The sequence below is a fragment of the Microvirga sp. RSM25 genome, assembly GCF_044784385.1.
Lineage (GTDB): Bacteria > Pseudomonadota > Alphaproteobacteria > Rhizobiales > Beijerinckiaceae > Microvirga > Microvirga tunisiensis.
This window is the reverse complement of record NZ_CP173039.1, coordinates 4,036,964-4,061,276: the sequence shown is the minus strand read 5'-3', so window position 1 is coordinate 4,061,276 and position 24,313 is coordinate 4,036,964. Positions and strand designations below refer to the sequence as shown.

18 protein-coding genes are annotated in these 24,313 nt (G+C 56.3%); 14 read left to right on the top strand and 4 right to left on the bottom strand.

All coding sequences use genetic code 11. The features are described from left to right. Positions 1-43 precede the first annotated feature (43 nt). From ACD578_RS19260 to ACD578_RS19230, 7 genes are all read left to right on the top strand, one after another. Complete coding sequence (locus ACD578_RS19260; RefSeq protein WP_404293949.1) at positions 44-1,156, top strand: NAD-dependent epimerase/dehydratase family protein; 1,113 nt, start codon at positions 44-46, stop codon at positions 1,154-1,156. After that, positions 1,153-2,271 carry an NAD-dependent epimerase/dehydratase family protein gene (locus tag ACD578_RS19255; protein WP_404287613.1) on the top strand — a complete coding sequence of 373 codons (1,119 nt, stop codon included), beginning with the start codon at positions 1,153-1,155 and terminating at the stop codon, positions 2,269-2,271. Before ACD578_RS19260 ends, ACD578_RS19255 begins: the two co-directional genes overlap by 4 nt. Positions 2,272-2,313: 42 nt before the next feature. After that, a complete protein-coding gene (locus ACD578_RS19250; RefSeq protein ID WP_404287611.1) occupies positions 2,314-3,447 on the top strand; it encodes a glycosyltransferase family 4 protein in 1,134 nt (377 codons plus the stop codon). Further along, positions 3,444-4,556, top strand: a complete 1,113-nt coding sequence (locus ACD578_RS19245) for a glycosyltransferase (RefSeq protein ID WP_404287609.1) — start codon at positions 3,444-3,446, stop codon at positions 4,554-4,556. The genes ACD578_RS19250 and ACD578_RS19245 overlap by 4 nt, the downstream gene beginning before the upstream one ends. Continuing rightward, positions 4,553-5,647: a glycosyltransferase gene (locus ACD578_RS19240; protein ID WP_404287607.1), complete on the top strand. Its 1,095-nt coding sequence runs from the start codon at positions 4,553-4,555 to the stop codon at positions 5,645-5,647. The genes ACD578_RS19245 and ACD578_RS19240 overlap by 4 nt, the downstream gene beginning before the upstream one ends. Beyond that, entirely contained in the window at positions 5,644-6,753 is a 1,110-nt protein-coding gene (locus tag ACD578_RS19235) for a glycosyltransferase (RefSeq protein WP_404287605.1), read from the top strand. The genes ACD578_RS19240 and ACD578_RS19235 overlap by 4 nt, the downstream gene beginning before the upstream one ends. Before the next feature lie 110 nt (positions 6,754-6,863). Further along, positions 6,864-7,898 (top strand): UDP-glucuronic acid decarboxylase family protein, encoded by a 1,035-nt coding sequence (locus ACD578_RS19230; RefSeq protein ID WP_404287603.1) that lies wholly within the window; start codon positions 6,864-6,866, stop codon positions 7,896-7,898. Positions 7,899-8,088: 190 nt separating this feature from the next. Here ACD578_RS19230 and ACD578_RS19225 read toward each other — a convergent pair whose 3' ends face one another. Further along, positions 8,089-9,279: a YihY/virulence factor BrkB family protein gene (locus ACD578_RS19225; RefSeq protein WP_404287601.1), complete on the bottom strand. Its 1,191-nt coding sequence runs from the start codon at positions 9,277-9,279 to the stop codon at positions 8,089-8,091. A 250-nt stretch (positions 9,280-9,529) separates the two neighbouring features. Between ACD578_RS19225 and ACD578_RS19220 the strand changes: the two genes are divergently transcribed. After that, complete coding sequence (locus tag ACD578_RS19220) at positions 9,530-9,739, top strand: hypothetical protein (RefSeq protein WP_404287599.1); 210 nt, start codon at positions 9,530-9,532, stop codon at positions 9,737-9,739. A gap of 400 nt (positions 9,740-10,139) precedes the next feature. Further along, positions 10,140-10,526: a response regulator gene (locus ACD578_RS19215; protein ID WP_404287597.1), complete on the top strand. Its 387-nt coding sequence runs from the start codon at positions 10,140-10,142 to the stop codon at positions 10,524-10,526. A gap of 59 nt (positions 10,527-10,585) precedes the next feature. Here ACD578_RS19215 and ACD578_RS19210 read toward each other — a convergent pair whose 3' ends face one another. After that, entirely contained in the window at positions 10,586-11,461 is an 876-nt protein-coding gene (locus ACD578_RS19210) for an aldose 1-epimerase family protein (RefSeq protein ID WP_404287595.1), read from the bottom strand. A 96-nt stretch (positions 11,462-11,557) separates the two neighbouring features. After that, the gene (locus tag ACD578_RS19205; protein ID WP_404287593.1) at positions 11,558-14,554 is read right to left on the bottom strand and encodes an EAL domain-containing protein; all 2,997 of its coding nucleotides are present in this window, start codon (positions 14,552-14,554) and stop codon (positions 11,558-11,560) included. 976 nt (positions 14,555-15,530) lie between these two features. Between ACD578_RS19205 and ACD578_RS19200 the strand changes: the two genes are divergently transcribed. The 5 genes from ACD578_RS19200 to ACD578_RS19180 all read left to right on the top strand — a co-directional run bounded on the left by ACD578_RS19200 (position 15,531) and on the right by ACD578_RS19180 (position 21,424). Further along, positions 15,531-16,217: a response regulator transcription factor gene (locus tag ACD578_RS19200; RefSeq protein ID WP_404287591.1), complete on the top strand. Its 687-nt coding sequence runs from the start codon at positions 15,531-15,533 to the stop codon at positions 16,215-16,217. A gap of 760 nt (positions 16,218-16,977) precedes the next feature. Further along, positions 16,978-19,779, top strand: coding sequence for a chemotaxis protein CheW (locus ACD578_RS19195; protein WP_404287589.1), 2,802 nt, complete (start codon positions 16,978-16,980; stop codon positions 19,777-19,779). Between the two features lie 2 nt (positions 19,780-19,781). Further along, positions 19,782-20,270 (top strand): chemotaxis protein CheW, encoded by a 489-nt coding sequence (locus tag ACD578_RS19190; protein ID WP_152715731.1) that lies wholly within the window; start codon positions 19,782-19,784, stop codon positions 20,268-20,270. A 50-nt stretch (positions 20,271-20,320) separates the two neighbouring features. Then, positions 20,321-20,704, top strand: coding sequence for a response regulator (locus ACD578_RS19185; protein ID WP_036353862.1), 384 nt, complete (start codon positions 20,321-20,323; stop codon positions 20,702-20,704). A gap of 213 nt (positions 20,705-20,917) precedes the next feature. Further along, positions 20,918-21,424 carry a protein phosphatase CheZ gene (locus tag ACD578_RS19180; protein ID WP_404287586.1) on the top strand — a complete coding sequence of 169 codons (507 nt, stop codon included), beginning with the start codon at positions 20,918-20,920 and terminating at the stop codon, positions 21,422-21,424. A 117-nt stretch (positions 21,425-21,541) separates the two neighbouring features. Here ACD578_RS19180 and ACD578_RS19175 read toward each other — a convergent pair whose 3' ends face one another. Further along, the gene (locus tag ACD578_RS19175) at positions 21,542-24,274 is read right to left on the bottom strand and encodes a heparinase II/III family protein (RefSeq protein WP_404287584.1); all 2,733 of its coding nucleotides are present in this window, start codon (positions 24,272-24,274) and stop codon (positions 21,542-21,544) included. Between the last annotated feature and the right edge of the window lie 39 nt (positions 24,275-24,313).

The following is a 24,313-nucleotide window of genomic DNA, read 5'->3' as shown; positions in this document are numbered from 1 at the left end:
GATTCATCGGCGCTTGGGCCAGAAGCCAATCTGGAGACATCTTGTGACGGATACGATCCTTATTACCGGCGGAGCAGGTTTTATCGGGCGCTATGTTGCGCGTGCCTGCTTGGAGCGTGGACACAAGGTGCGCGTGCTCGACAGTCTCATCGAGCAGGTGCACGGTGACAGGACGCAGGCCGATGGGCTTGATCCGGACGTCGAGGTCGTCGTAGGGGACGTTCGCGATGAGGCAGCACTCCTGCGGGCGCTAAAGGGTGCCACGAAGGTAGTCCACCTTGCAGCCGAGGTTGGCGTCGGTCAGAGCATGTATGCGGTCGACCGCTATGTGTCCGTCAACGATTACGGCACAGCTGTGCTGTTCCAGCAGCTCATCGACAATCCGGTGAAGCGGGTGGTTGTCGCCTCGTCCATGAGCATCTATGGCGAGGGCCTCTATAAGGATCCGGATGGGAAAATCCGAGAGGATGTTGTTCGAACGCCACGCGCGAATGAAAGCGATCCTTGGGATCCATTGGACGAACAGGGGCGCTCTCTGATCCCGGTGCCGACGCCTGAGTGGAAGAAGCCCGCGCTCGCCTCGGTCTACGCGCTCTCGAAATACGTTCAAGAGCGACTGACGCTGACACTGTGCCCCGCTTATGGCATGGAGGGTGTGGCGCTCCGGCTCTGGAACGCCTACGGACCAGGACAAGCTCTGTCCAATCCCTATACAGGCGTTCTCGCCATCTTCGCGTCGCGGCTCCACAACGGCCAGCCGCCGATGATCTTCGAGGACGGCCAACAGCGTCGCGACTTCGTTCATGTAGAGGACGTCGCGCAGGCATTCGTTCTGGCGCTAGAGCATGAAAAGGCGCCGGGCGGCGTCTACAACGTTGGAAGCGGGCAGGACCGTACCGTCTCCGAAGTCGCGGAGCTTCTGTCTCAGGCGATGAATCGGCCGATGGCGCCGGAGATTGCCGGCAAGGCACGCATTGGTGACATTCGCCATTGCATCGCCGACATCAGCAAGATCCAGCAGGAATTGAGCTACCAGCCCAGAAAAGACTTCGCGGAAGGCTTGGCGGAACTTGCCGAATGGGTTGCCAAGCAGGAAGCCAAGGATCTCGTTAACGAAGCCCGAAAGGAGCTGGAAGCACGAGGTTTGGTGGCATGAAAGCATCAGACACATCGGCTGCTGCGCCAGCCGTACTTCGCCATCGACCCGTTCTGGTGACAGGTGGCGCTGGCTTCATTGGTTCCAATCTCGCCGACCATTTTGCCAGCGAGGGACACGATGTTCTGATCTATGACGCCTTGGCCCGATCCGGCGTCGACCGCAACCTCGAGTGGCTCAAGAAACGGCATCCGAGCAAGATCTCCACTGTGATCGGTGATATCCGCGATGAGACGTCTGTCGCCGATGCCGCGTGTGAAGCGCAAGCCGTGTTTCACATGGCGGCTCAGGTTGCGGTGACGACCAGTCTTGTCGATCCCCGCGAGGACTTCGAGATCAACATTCGCGGCACCCTGAATATGCTCGATGCGCTCAGACAGCGTGGCGAGAGGGTGCCGTTGATCTTTGCCTCCACGAACAAGGTCTATGGGGACCTTGGGGATGTGGAGTTGGAGAAAACGAACGATGCCTACAAACCCCGTGACCCTGCAATCAGGAACACGGGTATCGGCGAAAATCGGCCTCTCGACTTCCACACACCCTATGGCTGCTCGAAGGGAGCGGCGGATCAATATGTTCTGGATTATGCCCGTTCCTTTGGGCTTCCGACCTGCGTCATGCGGATGAGCTGCATCTATGGTCAGCGACAAATGGGAACCGAGGATCAGGGCTGGGTGGCTCATTTCCTGATCCGAGCTCTTCAGGGCGAGCCGATTACCATCTACGGCGATGGCTGTCAGGTCCGCGATGTGCTCGATATTTCCGATGCCGTCGCTGCTTATGCTTCCGCATGGAAGCTTATCGAGGCAGTTCAGGGGCGGGCTTTCAACCTTGGCGGCGGCCCGGCAAATGCCATCAGCCTCCGTCAGCTCATCACCCATATTGAAGATGTCATCGGCCGTCCGGTCGAGACGATCTACGCCGATTGGCGCGCCGGCGATCAGCGCTATTACGTCTCCGATACCCGCCTCGCAACTCGGGAGCTCGGGCTGAAGCAGCCGATTTCTTGGCTCAAGGGTGTGGCAACACTGGCGGAATGGCTGCAGGAGGAGAGGGGCCTCGCGCGTCCGAGTTCGTCGCCTTCTAGCCTGCAGAATGCAGAGGCTCTGTCATGAGGGCCCATTCCGTTTTCAAGTTGCGTAACATCGAGAGCAGCCATGGCATGGCCTGACGAGAAAACAGATCTGCATGTGCTTATGACAGCAGATGCAGTCGGTGGGGTCTGGCAATATGCGCTGGATCTCTCGGAGGGTCTGCGTGCGCACAGTGTCACGACGACAATCGCAGTGCTGGGGCCTTCCCCCTCTGCAGATCAGCTGGCTATGGCCGAAAGCACTGGTGCAAAGCTTATCCTGACTGGTCTTCCACTTGATTGGACGGCTCGCAATCGATGCGAGGTTGAGGAGACCAGCCGAACGATTGCCCATATTGCAGCGCAAATCCGACCGGATCTTCTTCATCTCAATTCCCCAGCTCTGGCGGCCAATGCTCCGTTCGACGTTCCTGTCGTGGCGGTCTGTCACTCCTGCGTCGCAACCTGGTGGCAGGCAGTCAAAGGCGGCTCGCTGCCAGAAGAATTCGTCTGGCGGACGGAGCTCGTCGCGAAAGGGTATGGCTCTTCCGACCGACTCCTCGCGCCAACGCTGGCATTCGCTCAAGCTACGGCTCAGGCATACGGTCTTGCGCAGACACCCACAGTCGTCAGTAATGGCAGACGTTCTATGCCGGTGGGCAGAAGCGTGCCCGGTGAACATATCATCTTCACGGCTGGGCGCCTCTGGGACGAAGGCAAGAATTTCGCAGTCATTGATCGATTCGCATCTCACCTCGCTGTTCCGGTTCTCGCCGCCGGGTCTCTTGAAGGGCCAAACGGTACGCATGTTGAGGCTGCCCACGCCAAAGTGCTTGGCCGGTTAAGCGACGCAGAGATTGCGCAGTATCTGAGCGCAAGGCCGATCTTCATCTCGATGGCTCGTTATGAACCCTTCGGTCTCGCGGTGCTGGAAGCCGCTCAGATGGAATGTGCGCTTGTCCTGTCTGACATTCCAACTTTCCGTGAACTGTGGGAGGGTGCCGCACTCTTCGTTGATCCGAGCGATGAGAGTGCAACTGTTGAAGTGATCGACCACCTTTTGCAGGATCCTGAAGGCCGCGCGGCTCTGGGACGCGCTGCCCGAGAACGGGCTGATGCTTACACTGTCGATGCCATGAGCGCGGGTGTTCTGAACACCTACCATTCGGTCTTAGGTCAGAGATCTCAGATGTCCTCCCCTGAGGGAGCTGCGGCATGAAGTTTATCTATTTCACGCATTCCCTTGCCTCATGCTGGAACCATGGGAACGCGCATTTCCTGCGTGGAGTTCTGCGTGAACTCGCTCACCGTGGACATGCGGTCATCGCCTATGAGCCGCGGGGAGCCTGGAGCCTGGAGAACCTCCTGAAGGATCACGGAGAGGCAGGACTCGACGCTTATCGCAGCCTTTACCCTGAATTGTCCTCGACAGTCTTTGATCCCGACCTCGATCTCGAAGAGGTGCTTGCCGATGCCGACGCGGTCATCGTGCACGAATGGAGTGATCCCTGGTTGGTTGCTGCCATCGGGAAGGTGCGGCGGCAGGGCGGCCGGTTCAGGCTCCTCTTCCACGACACGCACCACAGGGCGGTGAGCGATCCCAACGCCATCCGCCAGTTCGATCTCAGCGGCTATGACGGCGTCCTCGCCTTTGGCGAAGCGCTCGCGGAGGTGTACCGCCGTTGGGGCTGGGGCGAGCGCGTCCATGTTTGGCACGAGGCCGCCGATACCCGGCTCTTTCACCCTCCTGCGCAGGAGACAGAACGGAAGGGCGTGGTGTGGATCGGCAACTGGGGCGACGACGAGCGCGGTGTGGAACTGGAAAGCTTCCTCTTCCGCCCTGCGCAGACCGTCGGTCTGCCCCTCGATATCTATGGTGTCCGTTACCCGGAAGATGCTCTTGAAACACTCGCCCGCTATGGTGTGACTTATCGTGGCTGGCTGCCGAACGCTCGTGCACCTGAGGTCTTTGCAAGACATCTGGCGACTGTGCATGTGCCGCGGCGGTTCTATGTCGACATGCTCCCGGGTATTCCCACCATCAGGGTATTTGAAGCTCTCGCCTGCGGCATCCCGCTGATCTCCGCACCGTGGAGCGATTCAGAAGGCTTGTTCAGTCCCGGGACGGATTATCTGGTTGCCCAGGACGAGGTGCAGATGGAGCGCCACATGAAAGCGGTTCTCAACGATCCCAATCTGCGCAGCGCATTGATAGAGAATGGACTCAAGACCATCCGGAGCCGTCATTCCTGTGCTCATCGGGCCGATCAACTCCTCGCCATTCTTGCAAATCACGGCGCCTCGACGCCGATGGAGATACCCGCATGAAGATCGCCTTCTACGGCTCCAGCCTTCTGTCATCGTATTGGAATGGGGCTGCTACCTACTATCGCGGTCTCCTCAGCGATCTCGCTCGTCGCGGCTACAGCATCACGTTCTATGAACCCGATGCTTTCGATCGCCAGAAGCACCGGGACATCGAGCCACCGGATTGGGCGGAGGTGAAGGTCTACCCCGCGACGGCAGAGGCCATGCGCGGTGTTGTGGCCGAGGCAGCAAAGGCCGATGTGGTGGTGAAGGCCTCCGGTGTCGGTGTATTCGATAGCGAACTGCTGGAAGGGCTCGTCGCTGCCTCGCGTCCCGATGCCATCCGCATCTTCTGGGACGTGGATGCACCTGCAACCCTGGCCGAAATGCGCGAAAGCCCCCACCATCCGCTTCATCGCGCGATGCCGGCTCTCGATCTTGTGCTCACCTATGGCGGCGGTCCGCCGGTGATCGAATCCTATGAGGGTTTCGGCGCCCGCCGTTGCATCCCGATCTACAATGCCTGCGATCCGATAACCCATCATCCGGTCCCAGCAGATGAACGCTTCAAGGTGGATCTGTCCTTCCTCGGTAATCGCCTGCCCGATCGTGAGGCGCGCGTGGAGCAGTTCTTCCTGGAACCAGCCGCGCGTCTGCCGGATCGCAGCTTCCTGATCGGAGGCAATGGCTGGGAAACAAAGGGTATGCCGTCGAACGTACGCCATATCGGCCATGTCTATACGCGTGATCATAACGCTTTCAACACGAGCCCGCTGGCCGTTCTCAACATTGCCCGTGATTCAATGGCGAGTACGGGCTACTCACCCGCAACCCGCGTCTTCGAGGCCGCGGGAGCCGGTGCATGCCTGATCACCGATGCCTGGGTCGGTCTGGAAATCTTCCTGAAGGATGGAGAGGAGGTTCTGGTGGCGCGCGACGGCAAGGACGTGGCCGACCATATCGAGGCCCTGACACCGGAGCGAGCTCGCGCCATCGGCGAGGCCGCTCGGGCGCGCATCATGGCCGAGCATACCTATACCCGCCGTGGTGCCGAGGTGGATGTTATCCTGCGCGAGGAGGCCTCCCAGAAGCGCGAAAGGAGCGTGGCGTGACCAAGCTCCGCGTCGTCGTTTTGGGGTTGAGTTTGTCCTCCTCGTGGGGAAACGGTCATGCGACAACCTTCCGCGCGTTATTGAGGGCCTTCGCGACGCGCGGGCATGATGTACTGTTCCTTGAGCGCGACGTGCCCTGGTATGCCTCCCATCGCGATCTGCAGGATCCTGATTTCTGCCGTCTGGAGTTCTATTCCAATCTGGAGGATCTTGAGCGGTATCGAGAGACAATCAAAGGTGCCGATGCAGTTATCGTCGGCTCCTATGTGCCACAAGGTGTGGATGTCGGTCGCTACGTTCAGCGGGTGGCAAATGGTGTGGTGGCATTCTATGACATCGATACGCCCGTAACACTCGCGAAGCTGGAGAGAGGCGATTACGAATATCTCACGCCAAACCTGATTCCTCACTACGATGTCTATTTTTCCTTCACCGGCGGACCGACCCTCAATCTGCTCATAGAGCGGTATGGCTCGCCGGCCGCAAGAGCTCTGTACTGCTCCGTCGATCCCGAGGCATATCCGACGCTTGATCGAGAGAAGCGATGGGATCTCAGTTACCTCGGCACTTACAGTCCGGATCGACAGCCGACGCTAGAACGGCTCCTGATCGAGCCGGCCCGAAAAGCACCTCATCTGCGTTTCGCGGTGGCTGGCCCGCAGTATCCGATGGGAATTGAGTGGCCGGAGAATGTTGAGCGTATCGATCACGTGCCGCCAAACGATCATCCAGCCTTCTATGCCCGGAGCCGGTACACCCTCAATGTCACACGGGCAGACATGATCCGGGCGGGATACAGCCCGAGTGTTCGTCTTTTCGAAGCCGCTGCCTGTGGAACGCCGATAATTTCCGACACATGGGAAGGAATCGAAACGCTTCTTGATCCGGATCGCGAGATCCTCCTCGCTCGCACCCCTGACGATGTTCTCAGAGTACTCGGTACATGGTCCGATGATCAGAGAAGAGCTCTGGGCACTCGCGCGCGGCATCGCATTCTCAAAGAGCATACGTCCGCCCATCGTGCAGCGTCGATGGAGCAGGTCCTTTTTGAAGCCATTCGACATAGACGTCAGGAACAGCCGCTCGCTTTGGCAGTTGAGTCCTGATCCTATGAATAGATTCTAAAGGTGGCATTGAACAAATGCCACGCTTCGATGTTGGGCAGAGTAGGTTTGTACCTTGAGGCCCTTTGAGGGTCTGAGAAGGAGAGCGTCTCATGAAGAATGGCAATAGTAAGCATGTTCTCGTAGCAGGTGGGGCCGGATTCCTCGGGTCTCACCTCTGCGATGCCCTTCTTAGTGAAGGCGCTCATGTGATCGCTCTGGACAATTTTCAAACGGGACGAAAGCAGAATATTCGTCATCTAGAGCGTGAGCCGCGTTTCGATATCATTGACAGCGATGTCATCAAGCCACTGCCAGCTCGGTTGCGTTCCAAACGCGTGAAGATCGATGAAATCTTCAATCTTGCCTGTGCAGCCTCTCCTCCGCATTACCAGGCAGATCCCGAGCATACCATGCTGACGAGCGTCGTCGGTACACATAGCCTTCTCACCTTCGCTGAGGCGACTGGCGCGCGCTTCTTCCTCGCCTCTACAAGCGAGATCTATGGCGATCCCGAGGTTCATCCACAAACGGAGAGCTACTGGGGCAATGTCAATCCTACAGGCCCACGTGCCTGCTATGATGAAGGCAAGCGGGCTGCGGAGACGCTGACGTTCGATTTTGACCGTTCAAGGCGAGCTGATGTCCGCGTGGCGCGGATCTTCAATACCTATGGTCCGCGCATGCGAGCTGACGACGGACGCGTGGTTTCAAATGTTATCTGCCAAGCTCTCGCAGGTGACGACATTACAGTCTATGGAGACGGAAGCCAGACGCGGTCGTTCTGCTATGTGTCAGATCTCGTCGACGGTTTCATGCGTCTCATGGCCTATGACGAATCATTCCCTGGCGCCGTGAACCTCGGTAATCCGCTTGAACTCACTGTCGGTGACCTGGCCGAAAAGGTCTTGGCTATGACGGGCTCTTCATCTCGCATTGTCACGCGACCACTACCGGTCGACGACCCGCGTCGCCGCCGCCCCGACATTTCTCTTGCCAAAAAACTGCTTGGCTGGGCGCCACGCACATCTCTGGACGCCGGTCTAAAGGCGACAATTGCTTGGTTCGCGGAAAATCAATCTGATGACAATAAGGCAACTCGTAATGTAGCGACTTTGGGAGGTGCAGTCTCGGCCGGCCGGGTCTGAAGCTGGATACAAGACGTGCAAAAGGATGAATGATGCGCTGGCCATGACCAGCGCATTTTCGTTAGCTCGATAAGCTGATCCGACCGGATCTCAACTCATTCATAAAGCCCCTCGACAAGTTTGTCCTCGGCCATGCAAGACAAAGGGCGTCCCCATGGGGCGCCCTTTATGATGACATATCAGGTGCAATTCAGCTCTTCGCCACGCCAATCGTGTCAGCCATCCGTGCGCCGCGAGTTCCCATGGGCTGGTGATTCCCTTCGGTCGTATCCTTGGCTGTTTGGTGCTCCATCTCGGCGTTTATCTCGGCGCCAAGCAGAACCACAATCGTCGACAGCCAGATCCATGTCATGAAGCCGATGACGGCGCCGAGTGAACCATAAGTCTCATTGTAGCTTCCGAAATTCGCGACATACCAGGAAAAGATCATGGAGACGGCAAGCCACAAGACGGCAGCCACAATTCCTCCAGGTGTCACCCAGCGCCACTCCGCTTTGTCACGGCTGGGTCCGAAACGATAGATGAGCGACAAGCCAAATATGACGCCGATCAGGAGTATCGGCCATCGTGCAAGAGACACCAGCCACTCGGTTCCTGAACCCAGGCCGATAAAATTTAGGACGATCGGCAGAACGATGATTCCGGCGAGAGCGATGAGAATGAAGGCGATGGCACCAAGAGTGAAGGAGAGGGACAGCAAGTTCAATTTAATGAAGCTTCTCTTCTCTTCCTCACCATAGACGATGTTGAGCGCGTCGAAGATGGCTTTCATCCCAGCATTGGAACTCCAGAGCGACAATCCTAATCCGAAGATGAATCCGAACCCGAGGGTGCCGCCTCCCTGCGATGCTATGCGTATGACCTGCTCGCGGATGATGTCGAGCGCACCGCCGGGCAAAACGCCTGACAGGGTGTTCAGATGCTCTTGAATCGTGCCTGGATCGGCGAAGAGACCATAGATAGAGACGAGGGCCGCAATCGCGGGGAATACAGCGAGCAAGGCATAGTAAGTGACACCGGCCGCAACCGACATGATACGGTCTTTGTTGAACTCTTCATAGGTGCGCCACAGGATGTCTTTCCATCCGCGTGCCGGGATCTCCGTCGGCGCGTCGGCGCTTCGCCCGCGTCCCTTCTCGGCAGCCGCCTGCGGTGACGCATGCTGCTTTTCCGCAAAGTCTGAATCGGCGTTACGTGCCTGCCCCCTGGCCTGTGCCGGGTCTGACGATGGTCGTCCGGCCTGGGTCGGAGTGGAACGCTCCCCGCCAACAACGAGCCGCACGAGAGCCCATCCGAGAACCACGGCCCACATGGTCGTGACGGTCGAGGATGAGGAGGATTGCCGCGCTCCAGGTTGCTGGATAGCCGGATTATCTGCCATAGTCGGACACAGCCTCGTTTATCGGTTGCCGGCCAAAAGACCCGGTTCAACCGTAAACCTTCCGAATAACGCAGCGGTTCCACGCACTTATGGGCACAAGCGGTTCTGGCGCGCCCTCATGCGAGACTCCAGCCTCGGAAACAGAGGCAGTCCAGCGGCCTGTGCGTGCCCTCATTTTGATCGCCGTCTTTAACCCGGATGCAAGATTCTCTGGACCAGTGTCTCTCTCAATCCACGAGGAGGGTCTGAGATGGACGAGTGGTCAGGACGCAAGTGGGAACCCGTGACCGAGGAGCGTCTGCTCCGGGCAATCGATGTGCTCGTCGAGATTGCGAAGGAGCACGGGCCGACTTTCAATCCGGTTCTCGAGACGGTTCGACAGGAACTGCATGACTTGCACCGTAGGAACCAGCCTGCGGCCGATCAGGTTGCTGAAAGTCCGCTTCGCAAGGCTGGTTGAACCGACCGTTGCCATGATGTTTAAAGGAAAGCATCGCCGACAGCGAAGTCACCAGGCGGTGCTTATGGCCCTGATTCAGTCGAGGCCGTTTTGTCAGACGGGATGGAGCTGTTCTTCCCGTACAAGGCGCTCTGGACCTTCCTGACTTCCCTTGATGTGATACTGGAAGCCGTTGCTGTCTGCCGGAAGGAGGCGGGTCACCTCCCATGTATCCTCCGGCCTTGTGACGTCGATGGTCGTTACCATGTTGAGAAAGGCCTCAACAGTGTTCGCGCTCGCAAGCTTGACCAATCGTACTTGATCTCCAAGCTTGAATTTGTGCGACGCCATCGCTTGGTCCACCCTCAAAAATCTACCTGAGCAGTAGGAACTAACATAAGTTAGTTTCGTTCCATGCCTTATGATGAACAATTATTCAGATGACACGCCAGTCGTTCTGCTCGTCGAGGATGAGCTCCTAGTGCGGATGGCGGCAGCTGACGATCTGCAGGATGCCGGCTTTCATGTGCTCGAAGCGGCCAATGCCGATGTGGCCCTTGCCGTGCTGGAAATCTGCTCCAATGACGTACAGGTGCTCTTCACAGATATCGACATGCCTGGGTCCATGAACGGCCTTGACCTTGCCGAAAATGTTCAGCAGCGCTGGCCGCATATTTCGCTATTGATCTCCTCCGCCTATCACAAGCTGCGTCCCGGGCAGATACCGGATGAGGGGCGCTTCGTACCGAAGCCATATTCCAGCGAAGATGTGGTCCAGCACATCCGCGAACTCGTGACGAGCCATTGACCCACACTCAAGCATCCGGACGACCCGACGCGGCATAGTCAAGAACTATTCCAGAAAATTCACAGGCCGGCGCTGCTGACGGTGATCCCCATTGTGAAGCTTCGCGTTTCGTCTGGCTGGATAAGAAGAACGCCTGGCTTGGCGGCAAAATCGCCGTCGAAGTCTTCCGGATCGGCGTGGCCCTGCCAAGGCTCGATACAGATGAAGCCGGCTCCGGGTTTGGTCCAAATACCGAGATGCGGCATTTCCGGAAAATCGACACGGATCGAACCGCCACTTGGCGCTCCATATGTGACAGCGCTGCTCTCGATGCGGTCGAAGACGATGGCGTCCGTCTCGAAAAGGCCGTCGTGCAATGGAAGTGTTCGCCCGTGAACGGGACTCTTCTCAGCATCCCGGCTGATTAGGCCGTCGACGGGCCGACGGATGGGGGCCGTTTCTTCGCGCTCGAAGCGGATTGTGTGCGCTTCCCGCGGTGCCCCAAAAGGCAGCGGCCAGCGAAAGGCCGGGTGAAAGCCGAAAGAGACCGGCATGACGGTAGAGCCGGTATTGGTCACCGAGGCCGTGATCGTCAGCGTAGCGTCCTCGATCCTGTAGGAAATATTGAGCGCGAACGGGAATGGATATCGCTCAAGCGTGGTCTCGTCGGAGCGTAGATGAAAGCGGCATTGGGAGGGGCCGACCTCATCGATTTCGAACCGGGAGGTGCGTGCAAAGCCGTGCTTCGGTAACTCATACTCTGATCCGTCTACTCTTATCCGATCGTTTCGCACACGACCGACGATAGGAAAGAGTAGAGGCGAGCGCCCGGTCCAGAAGGCTGGGTTGCCATCCCACAAAAGATTCCGGCCTACGCCGTCCTGGAGCCTAACGAGTTCGGCGCCGTTCTCGGAGACCTGGGCCTGCAGATGTGGGCTCGAAATGGAAACGCTCATTCGGACGAATCCTTGCCTGTCATCCCGATCCTAGCACGAAGTGTTGGTTAAAGCCGATGCGGGATTGAGAGACGCGGACACGATTGATTGAGAGGGCTAGATACCCAGCAGTTTTACATTCTTCTCGTGCCGAGGCTTCACCAGCATCGCACTCCATCGTGTCAAGAGATCCGGGATCTGTGATGCGGCCATCGGCTTCGCATAGAGGTAACCCTGTGCATGGTCGCAGCCCAACTCACGCAGACGCCGCGCCTGGCCGTGAGTTTCCACGCCTTCTGCCGTCACTTGGAGTTGAAGGCTTCTGCCAAGGCCGATAACAGCGGCGATGATCGCCTCATCGTCGGAATCCTGCTCCAGATCCCGCACGAAGCTGCGGTCGATCTTGATGTGATCGACCGGAAACTGTTTCAAATGGGTCAGCGAGGCATAACCAGTGCCGAAATCGTCGAGAGCGATCTGGACACCATGCTCGCGAAACTGTGCAAGAGCGGAGGAGACGTTGTTGGAGTTCCTTCCGAGGAGGACGGTCTCCGTGACTTCGACCTCAAAGACTGTTGGAGGAACCTTAAGCCAGTCTAGAGTTCTCAACATGTTATCGACGAGACCCGTTTGACCGAATTCAGCCGGAGACAGGTTGAGTGCGATGCGGCCGAACGGAAGATCATCGTCAAGCCATTGACGCACATCTGCCGCAATCTTCGAGGTCAGAAGCTTCCCGATAGAGGCTGCAATTTCATGATCCTCGAAAACGGCTCCGAAGAAACTCGGCGTCAAAATGCCTTTGGTCGGATGCTTCCAGCGCGCCAGCGCTTCGAGACCGACGATCTCGCCTGTCGAGAGGCTCACCTTTGGTTGGTAAAATGGGATGACCTCATCGTTGGCGATCGCCTCACGCATTCCCCGTCCCAGGGAAACGCGCTGCTCAATGACCCTACGCATCTCAGGTGAGTAGGTGATGACCCGGTTGCGGCCCTGCGACTTCGCTTGGTACATCGCAATGTCCGCGTCCTTGACCAGTTCCGCCGGCGTCCCGTCATGATCTGGGAAAGCCGCGATACCGATGCTCACCCGGCTGACGAGAGTTCGCTTCTGATAAGTAAAGGGCTGGCGCAGCATATCTGCGATCAGAGTGCCCAGGCGCGTGGCATTCTCAAGTTTGAGCGGATCGACAACGAGCACGGCAAATTCGTCGCCGCCGATTCGAGCCACGGTATCGCAGCCCCGTACCATAGCAGAGAGACGGCGTGCCGTCTCCTGCAGCAAGGCATCGCCCGCGTCATGGCCGAGGGTATCGTTGATGTCCTTGAAATCATCTAGATCGATCAGCAGTAGGCTCACACTCGTGCCGCTCTGCTTGGCCGCGGTCAGGGCCGTCTCGAGCCGACGCTGGAAGAGATTGCGATTGGGAAGACCCGTGAGCGCATCGTGATTGGCCGAACGCCAGATCTCCTCTTCCGCTTCCTTCTGCTCGCTGATGTCGAACGTCACTCCTACGATCCGGTCGTGCCCCGCCTGTTCGGCTCGCGCTCTTAGCCATCGAATCTCGCCGCTCGGCATCACATAGCGACATTCTATCGAGTCGGAGCCACTGATCTGTATCCGCTGAAGAAAATCTTCCACCTTCTGACGATCATCCGGATGGATGCCGGTCATGAAGGTCTTGTCGGCTCCTGGCGTGATGCCCAGGAGCGCAAGCGAGTTTTCGGACCGTGTCGTGGCGCCTGATTGTGGATTGAACTCCCACGCGATCATACGCGCTGCCTTTAGCGCAAGCTGAAGGCGCTCCTCGCTCTCGCTTAGAGCCTGCTCGGATTGCTTACGTTCATGGATATCCATTGCAATGCCGAACCATTGTTCAACCTTGCCTTGCTCATTTTTGAGTGGCTGTCCCCGGACGATGAACCAGCGATGCCTTCCATCGGATGCGCGGCGAAAGGGCATTTCCATTTCAAAGGACGTGCCCTTTCCAAGAGCCTCCTTCCATAGCTCCAGAACCCGTTCACGGTGGAGAGGATGGACGACCGTGAGCCATTCCTTGCTTCCTGTGTCGGATCGTAGGCCCGTGTACTCGTACCAGACATCGTTGCAGTACGTGAACTCGCCATCCGGATCGCTGAACCAGACCACCTGCGGCGATGTGAAGGAGAGCGGCATGACATCGACAAGTGTGCGGAGACGCTTCTCGCTTCTGCGCAAGCTCTGCTCCGTCTGTCGAAACTCCGTGATGTCACGAGAGATGCACAGACAACCTTGAGGGCTGCCATTCCGAGTCATGATGGGAGTAACAACCACATCCCACCATTTCTGTACTCCTGTCGCGGTCGCACAGGGGCCCTGAAAGCGTCCGGTTCCACCGGTTTTGGCCTTTTCAAATGCTTCGTACGCTTCCTTACCGGCGATGCCGCTCCAGAGATCAGCCCAGTTGCGGCCCTCGATTGTACCGAAGTCCGCCACCTCCATCGCCCTCAGGCCGCCCTGGCTCAGGAAGCGGAGGCGGCCATTCAAGTCAAAGACTTTGATGCAGTCGTCCGAACTCGCCAGAAGGCGTTGTGTGAGTTCCTCGCTGTCCGTTGCCGTCCTGTTGGCGAGTTTCAGTTCGAGTTGGCAAATAACGGTCTCAGCAAGGGCAGTCAGTGCCTCTTCCTGCTGTTCGCTCAGTCCCTGAGGACGCGCTTTATGATCGAGCACACACAGCATTCCAAGCGGCAAACCGTCCTTCGTCCTTAAAGGGGCTCCGGCGTAAAAGGACAGTCCGGAACATTCCTCTATAGCGGATTCCTTCCGGAATCGGGGATCGGCGGCCATATCGGGAACAGTAAACACACCCGCTTGGTGAATGGCACGGTCGCAAATGGAGATTTCGCGGGGCGTCTCAGAGATCTCAAGGCCAATCCTGGACTTGAACCACTGCCTGTACTCGTCGAGGAAAGAAATGAATGCAATCGGAGCGTCACAAATTTGGGCCGCAATCTTCGCGATGCTATCGAACTCAACCTCCGGAGCGGTATCCAGAATGTCGAATTTCTGAAGTGCAGCAAGGCGGTCGACCTCCTTCCATGGACGTAGATTAATGGGGCCAGGACATTCTACCATTCGAAAACTGCTCGCTCGGAAGCATCTGAGTTGTTCGGGAAATGTCGGAGTCAAACCGACACAACGGAATGGCATCATGCCTCGAGCGAAACTCGATCCGTTGCTCACAGAACATACGGGCTTGAGCCCGGTAAAATGGCAGAGCGCCATGCCGGCTCACAAAGAGCCGCGTGCCATAGTGCCGACTGACGAATCGTCCGCAATGATCTGAACTATAGTCGACTCAAGGGATAACGTTCTCCTCAGATTGCAGTCAAGGAGCGGCGAAGTTCCTCACGAAGTTACAGTTAACAAAGAGCGGCAATCGACTGTCGATGCGATCTTTGAGCGTGCTCCCTGCCTTCCGAGAACAAATGAAGCCCGAGAGTTTGGGCAGGTTCCTAAAAATTTGGTCTTGAGTGGAGGCATGCTTCACGCAACCTTCATCATGCACAAAGCCCTACGCAATGGATCGAGGTACAATGAGCCTCGATGGCTAAGACCGATGATGTTCTCCGGTCGTTTAGATGGGCGAAGAGTGTCCGGGATCCTGACCTCGAAGCTGTGGGATTCGCTCAAACCGGTCCCATTTCCGAAAGTCGGACGTATCGGTGAATAGGTCCTTCTACGTATCGCAAAGCTTCGCAAACTACTTAGTAATTAAGTTTCAGAAGCGTCCTGCAGGTGTAAATTTACGCAACTTTGATGCTTCGACATCGGAAAAACGCCTGCTTTGCCAAATCGTTGAGCCTTCTACCCGTGGGATCTTTTGACGATTGCCAGCCCAGAAACCTATCTTAAGAACAGCTTAAGGTTTGTTAAGGGGCATTAACCATAACCCACGGCGCGCTCCCATTATTTACGTATTGTCCGCGGAATCGACAAAATATACCTTCTGGACGTCGCCGCAAAACGCGAACGAGTTGAGTAAATAAATAGTAAGCGGCAAGCGCAGATACGTAAAACGCACTTAATTACTAAGGCGGGGCAGAAGAAAATGTATATCGTCGTCGATGACCGGCAGATGGTAACGTCCGGATATGTTGCAAGTTTCAAGCGTGAAGGCATATCCTCCCTTGGCTTATATGCAGATGAATTTAGCGATTGGCTGCAATCGGCCTCTGATGCGGATCTCGAAGCCATTCAAGGCTTCGTACTTGGCAGCTTCGATGAGCGGGTTCACTCTGCCGAAAGCATTCGCCGTTATTCCAAAGCGCCGATCATCGCCCTGAGCGATGTTCGCTCTCTCGAAGAGACGCTGGAACTCTTCACGGCAAAGTTCGACGATGTCGTCCGTAAGCCCGTCCATGTTAGGGAGATCCTGGCCCGCTCAGAGGCGGTTTGGCGGCGGGTGAATGCGAATGCTGGAAAGAAAACGCAGAATGATGCGGACCGGCTCAAGGTCTTCTTCGACGGTCGCGATCCGGAGGTCGATGGTCTGCCTCTGGCGCTCCCACGCCGTGAGCGGCACATTCTCGAGTACTTGGTCCGGAAGAGAGGCCATCGTCTGACCAAGAAGCAGATCTTCGACGCGGTTTATGGGATCTACAGCGACGATGTCGAAGACAGTGTCGTGGAAGGACATATCAGCAAACTGCGTAAAAAGCTCCGACAGCGCCTTGGGTATGATCCCATCGACGCAAAGCGTTACATCGGATACTCCTACGTCGGTGCGGCTTCCTAGATCTAATGCTTAACGGCTTGCTGGAAATAATGGATCGGTAGAGCCGCAAGCAGGTATAATCTTTTCAATCAAAAAGATAGTAACAGGCCGCCCGAGAAAGGTAGAACTTTCCCGGGTGGCTGTTCGTTGCCAGCCATCGTGATGCGATCATCACGCACATCTCAGACGAAAGAATCTGGATTTCACACTCTTATATTCAGGGCCGGCACGCTAGACGAAAGCGCTTGGTCTCATTGCGTGATGGCGATTGCTCCCTCGATTGCGCCGATATGCTAGCTGGCGCCGAATGTAACCGCAGAAGCTCGTCGCCATTTGACTTGAGTTCTGAAATTAATTGGACGCTCCCCCTGTCTGTTAACTTTATTGCAGGAAACAGAGTCTTATTCTTCCCCAACGTCATGAGTGAGGCTGAAAGGATAGGGTAAGCGCACAGGATCTTTGTTCTCGACTCCAGAAGTCGCCGAACTATCCCAGGCTAGCCCAACAAGAACACCAGCAAAAATCTGGCGCAGTGAACAAGGCGTATCGGGGCAGGGCATGACAATAAGAACACAGCAGATCTCAACTCAGCGGCATCCACGGTCGGTCTGGATGTTGCTCGGATCTTGAGCGCGGATCAGGTTCCCGACCTTCGATCTACCAAGCATGGACATGAAGTTCAGCACTTTACTGCCGGCGTGAAGGCCGCATGATTCATCCATCTTGAGGGGCTTGATGATCTGTGCCCGTCAGTTCACGTAGTAAGAGTTGAGATACCGCAATGGACGACCTTCTTCTTGAGTTTCTAACCGAGACCAACGAGCATCTCGAAACGGTCGACGTGGAGATGGTCCGCTTCGAGCAAGATCCTAATAACGAAGCTATCCTCAGTAACATCTTCCGTCTGGTTCATACCATCAAAGGGACCTGTGGATTTCTTGGCTTGCCACGTCTTGAGGCGCTTGCGCATGCTGCCGAAACCCTCATGGGCAAATTTCGCGACGGCATGCCCGTTACGACTCCCGCCGTCTCGTTGATTCTTGCGACCCTTGACCGGATCAAGGAAATTCTGGGTGAGCTAGAGCGCCAAGGCGCAGAGCCGGAAGGGTCTGACAACGATCTCATCGAGATGCTGGACAAGATGGCGTCGCAGGAAGCTCCTGCCCCGGAGGTCGCTCCTCAGCCGGCACCGCCGCAATCGTCCGGCCAAATGGTCTATCAGGTTCTTGAACGTGAGCTGAAGCCGGGAGAAGTCTCGTTGGACGAGCTTGAGCGGGCCTTCCAGGAGGCGCCTGGACCGGGGAAGGCATCAACCTCCGGTACGCTGACATATCAAGTGCTCGAACGCCCTTTGAAGTCCGGCGAGGTTTCCCTCGACGAACTTGAGCGCGCCTTCCGCGAGGCACCGGGTCCCATCCCTCTTGTTATCGAAAAACCTGCTGCGAGCGCTCAGAAGGTGGAGGCGGCCGCTCCGCCGCCTCTTTCTCAGGTGCCAAAGAAGAGTGCCGAGTCCTCGGATACAAGCGAAGGCGGCGAAGGGATCGCGGGGAAAGTCCAGACCATTCGTGTCAACGTGGACACGCTTGAGCACCTGATGACCATGGTGTCGGAGCTTGTTCTGACCCGAAATCAGCTGCTTGAGATTGCCCGGAGAAGCTCTGAGGATCACGGTTACAAGGTGCCATTGCAGCGCCTGTCGCAGGTGACGGCCGAGTTGCAGGACGGTGTCATGAAGACCCGCATGCAGCCTATCGGTAATGCATGGCAGAAGCTCCCGCGTGTCGTCCGCGATCTCTCCAACGAGCTTTCGAAGAAAATCGAGCTTGTCATGCAGGGCGCCGACACCGAGCTCGATCGCCAGGTCTTGGAGGTCATCAAAGACCCTCTCACTCACATGGTCCGCAATTCGGCCGACCACGGTATCGAGAACCCTGCCGATCGCAAGACAGCCGGAAAGCCTGAGAAAGGAACAATCCGCCTCAATGCCTATCATGAGGGTGGCTCGATCACCATCGAGATCTCCGACGACGGCAAGGGGTTGAACTTCGCTGCTATCCGGAAGAAGGCCGTAGAAAGAGGCATCGCAGGCGACGCCGAAGTGGAGCGCATGAGCGATGCGCAGGTGGCCAAGTTTATCTTCCATCCTGGCTTCTCGACGGCGGCGAAGGTCACCTCAGTGTCGGGTCGTGGCGTCGGCATGGACGTCGTCAAGACGAATATTGAGCTGATCGGCGGAACCGTCGATATCCGTTCCGAGCAGGGCCGTGGTACGACATTCACGATCAAGATCCCGCTGACGCTGGCTATCGTCGCGGCGCTCATCGTGGCCTCCAAGGATCAGCGCTTCGCTATTCCTCAGGTCGCCGTCTCCGAACTTGTAAGGGTATCGCCCTCGTCAGAACACTCCATCGAACGCATTAACGGGACACCCATTCTCCGTCTGCGCGACCGGTTGCTGCCGATTGTTCCGCTCTCGAAGGTCATGGGGCTTTCGGGGAATGAGGATGCGAACAGTGGCTTCGTCGTTGTGACGCAGGTTGCCCATCAGCGCTTCGGCATTCTTGTTGACGGTGTCTTCCATACCGAAGAAATCGTCGTAAAGCCGATGTCGTCTAAGCTGAGACATATTCAGCTTTTCTCCGGTAACACGATTCTAGGTGACGGCGCCGTCGTGCTCATCATCGATCCTAACGGGCTTGCCCGGATGGTTGGCTCGGAAGCTGACAGCAACGAATTCCAGAGTGACGCTAGCTTTGAGCAGACGACCGCGGCGGCCGAGGAGATGACAAGCCTGCTTGTCTTCCGTGGCGGTGGGGAAAGCCTTAAAGCGGTTCCGCTTTCATTAGTGACGCGGCTTGAGGAAATCGAGGCTTCCACCATCGAATGGTCGAGCGGTCGGCCGGTCGTCCAATATCGTGGACGCTTGATGCCACTGGTATCCTGCGACGAGGAGCTCGCGATCAAGCGGCAGGGAATGCAATCCCTTCTGGTGTTCTCCGATGGCGATGTGTCTATGGGTCTAGCAGTTGCCGAGATCGTGGACATCGTCGAAGATAAGCTCGACATCGAGCTCCTTGCGGAGCGCTCCGATCTGGTTGGCTCCGCGGTTGTGCGTGGCCGCACGACTGAGATCGTTAACATTGCGCATTATCTTCCTTTAGTCCTCGAGACTTGGTCTCGCAAAGATCGACGCGACGGATCGGACAAGTCCCTGCTCCTGGTCGATAGTTCGACCTTCTTCCGGGACATGCTGGTCCCAGTCCTTAAGGCCTCAGGCTACCGCGTTCAGACTGCGCCAACGGCCCAGGAGGCAGTGCGTCTCTTGTCCAATGGATTACAGGTTGATGTGATCGTGACGGATCTGGAGCTCTCAGGACATTCAGGGTTCGCACTTGTCGCTTCTCTGCGGGCCGACCCGCACCATAGCGCAACACCTGTTATCGGAATGACTGTCAAGCCTGATGCGCAGCAGATCGCTTTGGCGAGAAAGCTGCGGATTTCCGAGATCGTTTCGAAGATCGATCGACGGGGTCTGCTCTCCGCACTGGCTGAGCTCAACACTTCGCTTGAAGAGGCTGCATAACAATGAAACCGATCGAATCGATCACATCCGGTGGAACGAAGGCGACCTCCAGGCAATTGGAGTTTGTAACGGTCACGGTTGCAGGGCAACTTCTCGGACTTCCGATAAGCCGAGTTCATGATGTTTTTGTCGTCAGTGAGATGACGACTGTTCCACTGGCGCCAGGAGAAATCGCGGGTCTTCTGAATCTGCGCGGCCGTGTTGTTACCGCTGTTTCGCTCCGCCGACGTCTAGGCTTAGGGGATTCGAGCAGTGCAGAACGGCGAATGGCAGTCGGTCTTGAAAACCACGGGGAGGCTTATGGCTTGCTTGTGGATGAAGTGGGAGAGGTGCTTAAGCTCGACCCGGATGAGATGCAGCCCAACCCGGTTCACATGGACCGAGGCTGGGTTGGCCTATCGCAGGGGGTGCATCAGCTACACGACAAACTACTGATCGTCCTCGATGTCGACGCCGTTCTGGCGTTCGAAACCGAGCGGGAAGCCGCATAAGCGGTTCTACGAACCTATTCCCACCTCTGTTTTGTTGAGGATGCAACCCAGTGAGTCTTGATCTTTCTACCCCTGTTCTCGTCGTCGATGATTACCAGACGATGGTCAGAATTCTTCGCAATCTCCTTAAGCAGATCGGTTTCAATGATGTGGACGACGCCTCCGATGGGCAGGCGGCGTTGGAGAAACTGAGAGCCAAGAAATACGGCCTTGTGATTTCGGATTGGAACATGGCCCCTATGACTGGCTATGAGCTGCTGCAACAGGTGCGTTCCGATGCTGAGCTGAGCTCACTTCCGTTCATCATGGTCACCGCGGAGGCGAAGACCGAGAACGTCGTCGCGGCTAAGAAAGCCGGCGTCAACAACTACATTGTCAAACCGTTCAATGCTGAGACGCTGCGGACGAAGATTAGCGCTGTCTTCAGCGGATAAGTGATTACGAGCAAGGCCATGAAGCCACGGAAAAGCTATCGTATCGAAGCGAGTATGGGCGCGCTCTCGGATGATGAAGGAGCCCACGATCGGCACTCTGAGATTATGAGCATGCTCGGCACGATCAAGGAATCGATCGTTCCAGCGCGCGAGATCTCGACCTCTCTGCTCGAAGAACATCGGCGGGACATGCAGGAGGCTCTTCGCCTGAAGGTGGAACTCGACTCGATCTATGAGGCTATCAGTCGAACGAAGAGGGAAATTGCGACTCTTCGCTATGCTGGAGCTCAAGGGCAAGAAATCACAAGGGTAACCGATCAACTCGGGGCCATCGTTCTCGGCACCGAGACGGCGACCAATTCAATTCTCGCCGCAGCCGAGAAGATTGATGATCTGTCCAGCAATCTATCGTCACGTCTATCTGGAGGAGATCAAGAGATTGCCCGCGAGATCCTGGATCACGTAATCGGCATCTTCGAAGCCTGTAATTTCCAGGATATTACCGGACAACGTATCAGCAAGGTCGTCAATGCCATGAGATTCGTTGAAGAGCGCGTTCATCATATGATCGACATCTGGGGCGGTCTTGAGAGCTTCAAGGATGTCGAAACCCTAGACGATTCAAAGCCGCGAGGGGAGGCGGCTCTCCTGAACGGTCCTGCTCTTGCAAGTGACAAGGGCGTGACGTCTCAGGACGCCATCGATGCCCTTTTCGACTGACGCATCTTTTTATCCCTAAGAGGATGCCCGGGCTGCCAGAGCTCGGGCATCCTCTTTGAGATCGATCGCGGTCGATAGAATGCTCCAAGGCAAATGCTGCAATGATGCTTCACGACGTCATATCAGCAGCTCTCTAATCTTTTGTTCCGCCATCAGATCCATGATCCGTCGAAGCCCATGCTCATTTATGGTAAGGATCATCCCTCCGCAGACATCGCCGGAGCCAGAGAACTTGTAGGTCAGTACGTTGGCTGGCTGGAGGCCTCCCAGCGGGTGAGAGACAAAGCCCTGCAGAGATCCGGGGCGGTCATTGCGGCCATTGTCTATACCCATGCCGCTATACTGCCCCGTCATCACGTGCGGGATGATGCGTAGTCGACTTTTATTGCGAAAGCCGAGCGCTAAACCCGGGTTCGCCAAAGCGACTGCTACATTCTCTTCGAAGTGAAGAATCCCGTCGAATGAGATGGAATCTCCAGAGCTTCTGAAGCGATCGAAGATGGCGATAGCGTCAAGATTATCGAGGCATATGATGGTTCGTCCGTGCTCGTAACCCGGGCCGTATACATTCGTGCCAATACGCATGATGTTCGCGTTGTTGAGTGATGCTCTGGCCTCGATCCACCCAAAGCCTGATGATTGATCGCGTCCATCGGGAATGGCGATATTGTGGGCCTTCGAAGACGTTAAATATTGGCGGGTTGAGCCGGAATCATGAAGGCCTGAACCGCCCGGATCCGTAATCCATCGGATGCCTCGAGCTGTGTAAACAAAGGATGAGCAATTGAAATGGCCATTCTCATGGCGCTGCTCACCGAAGGATGCACACAAATAGCTCCAATGCGGCTTGCGCTCATAGTCTCTGAAGGCGACGATGCCATCTCCTTCGGAGACAAACATCCGTGGACCTGTTGGATACGATAATTCTTCTGTCAGCTTTGGGTCGGATAGGAGAGATCGGCCGTAATTGGAGATCAATCGACGCAGCCAGGATGCATGATGATAGCCGCGAAGCGTATCGCCCAAAGCCGGAAGCATGCCAGCAGGATCTGTAATTCCAACGATGATCTTAAGGCTATCCTTCAGCCGTGCATTAAGGTGTTCTCGGAACTCGCTGGTCTCCGGCATATCCTTGAGGCTGTGTACCAGAAGCAAGCCGATGGAGACGATTTCAAGTCGGTGATGAAGAGATTGCTCGATGGATGAACCTTCATGCCCGATCAGTTGATCGAACCCGCTACGGAGCTGGGTAAGGGCAACGGATTTCCAATATGAAGCTAGAGGAAAGCGGCGAGTTGCACGGGATATAGCAAGCAGTGTGCACGCTGTGCGCAGTTGAATGATTGAAGGTGAGAAGATATTCTGACTTACGATCTCCGATAGCGCGAAGGCATATCTTATGATCTCCGCGAAGAGCTTTTGTTGACGTTTGATATCCTTGGCGCTCTTCGAGGTTGCGCCTAAAGCCAGCAGGTGCAGCAACACCTCCGCGCGCACAGCCATCGATAAAGGATAAGTGCTTAAAGTATCCCTGGGCTGTCCCCAAGGATTGGATTGTGTCCAGGAAATTGCAAGATCCGCTGCTCTCACGTAGCCGCCGAGTTCCGGCCTTGTTGCAAGATCGAGAAGCCACGATAGCGATTGGAATTCCAGGCGCCAAGCTGGGGATCTATAAGGATCTTCCGTCCACTCTATGGCCTCAGGAATGGGCCATGGCTCGAGGCCGCATAGAACTAAGGTACGATCGACAATTGTCGGTGCTTCGCCATGTTGAACGGCCCTGAGACCATCGTGAAAGGTGAAGAGAGATCCGAGAGTTTCGGGATCAATGAATTGATCAACCAAACTCGCACGCATCTTAAAGGTCTCGGAGCTTGGCAGGCATCGGAGCCGACCGCACACCTCTTCCACGAAGCTGAGTGGGCTTGGATTGTCTTCTCCTAGAATATTCTCGAGCAGGAGGTCGTCCCCAATCGAGACTTCAAGGGGAGTTACTAAACTGATCAGAGACTCATCTCTCTGGACCTGAAAACCGAGTTCGACTGTTGCTGCTTGTGAAGGAGGTGTCAGTTCAAGGGTGAAACGCCTTGCCTGCCGGTGGATCGGAATGTCGATAAAGGTTCCAATTGCAGGAGAGGATGAAACTCCTTCATAGGGAGGTGCGAGCTCCTCGCCTTTCTCATCCCGGAAAAGGACACGGGCCAGAGCCCCATCACTTTCTGAGTTTTCATTAATGAGTTGTCCTCGAACAACAAGGGGATGCCCTGGAACTATCCCGTAGCTCTGCCAACGCGGTGTTGTGCTCAGGTCCCACCAAGTGCGACGTGAAGCCGGTACTATCTGATCCTGAACAGCCGTCCGTTGCTGAACGATCTGGTGGATTTCAAGATCGCTGATCGTAAATGGATGCGAGTTACGCCAGCTGCGAATTGCGACGGTCAGGTGCTGTGCCGGAGCTGGGACGAAAAAGTTTAACTTCACCTGGCTTGAATGTGAATGATCGCTGCTTCGATCATAATAAGCGGGCCCAGCTATGTAGTAGCTATGAGGGTCGATCTGAGTTCTCGACAACCCTGGAACATACGCGAAGTCAATGCTTGACCCGTCTCCCGTCAAGAAGTCGATGCCGACGGATGCAAAGTCATGAACGGCTCGAGTCTCCTCTTCCTGATGCCAGGCGATCTGAAAATTGAGTTCGCACCACGCGTCGCCGGAAACATCCTTGAAGTCAAAGACGATACGGGACCAGCGATTGTGGTTTGAAACGACATGAATGTCGCCGGTAGGGCTCGGCGAATCTTCCGCAGCCTGGTCGCGAAGAGCCGGGAGAATGCGTCTAACTTCAGGCATGCAGATACCAGAGCCTTATCGAGAAACGTTATTGAGCGA

Coding starts and splice junctions, on each gene's coding strand:
- ACD578_RS19255 (WP_404287613.1), top strand. CDS start 1,153: ATGAAAGCATCAGACACATCGGCTGCTGCGCCAGCCGTACTTCGCCAT.
- ACD578_RS19250 (WP_404287611.1), top strand. CDS start 2,314: ATGGCATGGCCTGACGAGAAAACAGATCTGCATGTGCTTATGACAGCA.
- ACD578_RS19245 (WP_404287609.1), top strand. CDS start 3,444: ATGAAGTTTATCTATTTCACGCATTCCCTTGCCTCATGCTGGAACCAT.
- ACD578_RS19240 (WP_404287607.1), top strand. CDS start 4,553: ATGAAGATCGCCTTCTACGGCTCCAGCCTTCTGTCATCGTATTGGAAT.
- ACD578_RS19230 (WP_404287603.1), top strand. CDS start 6,864: ATGAAGAATGGCAATAGTAAGCATGTTCTCGTAGCAGGTGGGGCCGGA.
- ACD578_RS19225 (WP_404287601.1), bottom strand. CDS start 9,279: ATGGCAGATAATCCGGCTATCCAGCAACCTGGAGCGCGGCAATCCTCC.
- ACD578_RS19220 (WP_404287599.1), top strand. CDS start 9,530: ATGGACGAGTGGTCAGGACGCAAGTGGGAACCCGTGACCGAGGAGCGT.
- ACD578_RS19215 (WP_404287597.1), top strand. CDS start 10,140: ATGATGAACAATTATTCAGATGACACGCCAGTCGTTCTGCTCGTCGAG.
- ACD578_RS19210 (WP_404287595.1), bottom strand. CDS start 11,461: ATGAGCGTTTCCATTTCGAGCCCACATCTGCAGGCCCAGGTCTCCGAG.
- ACD578_RS19205 (WP_404287593.1), bottom strand. CDS start 14,554: ATGGTAGAATGTCCTGGCCCCATTAATCTACGTCCATGGAAGGAGGTC.
- ACD578_RS19200 (WP_404287591.1), top strand. CDS start 15,531: ATGTATATCGTCGTCGATGACCGGCAGATGGTAACGTCCGGATATGTT.
- ACD578_RS19195 (WP_404287589.1), top strand. CDS start 16,978: ATGGACGACCTTCTTCTTGAGTTTCTAACCGAGACCAACGAGCATCTC.
- ACD578_RS19190 (WP_152715731.1), top strand. CDS start 19,782: ATGAAACCGATCGAATCGATCACATCCGGTGGAACGAAGGCGACCTCC.
- ACD578_RS19175 (WP_404287584.1), bottom strand. CDS start 24,274: ATGCCTGAAGTTAGACGCATTCTCCCGGCTCTTCGCGACCAGGCTGCG.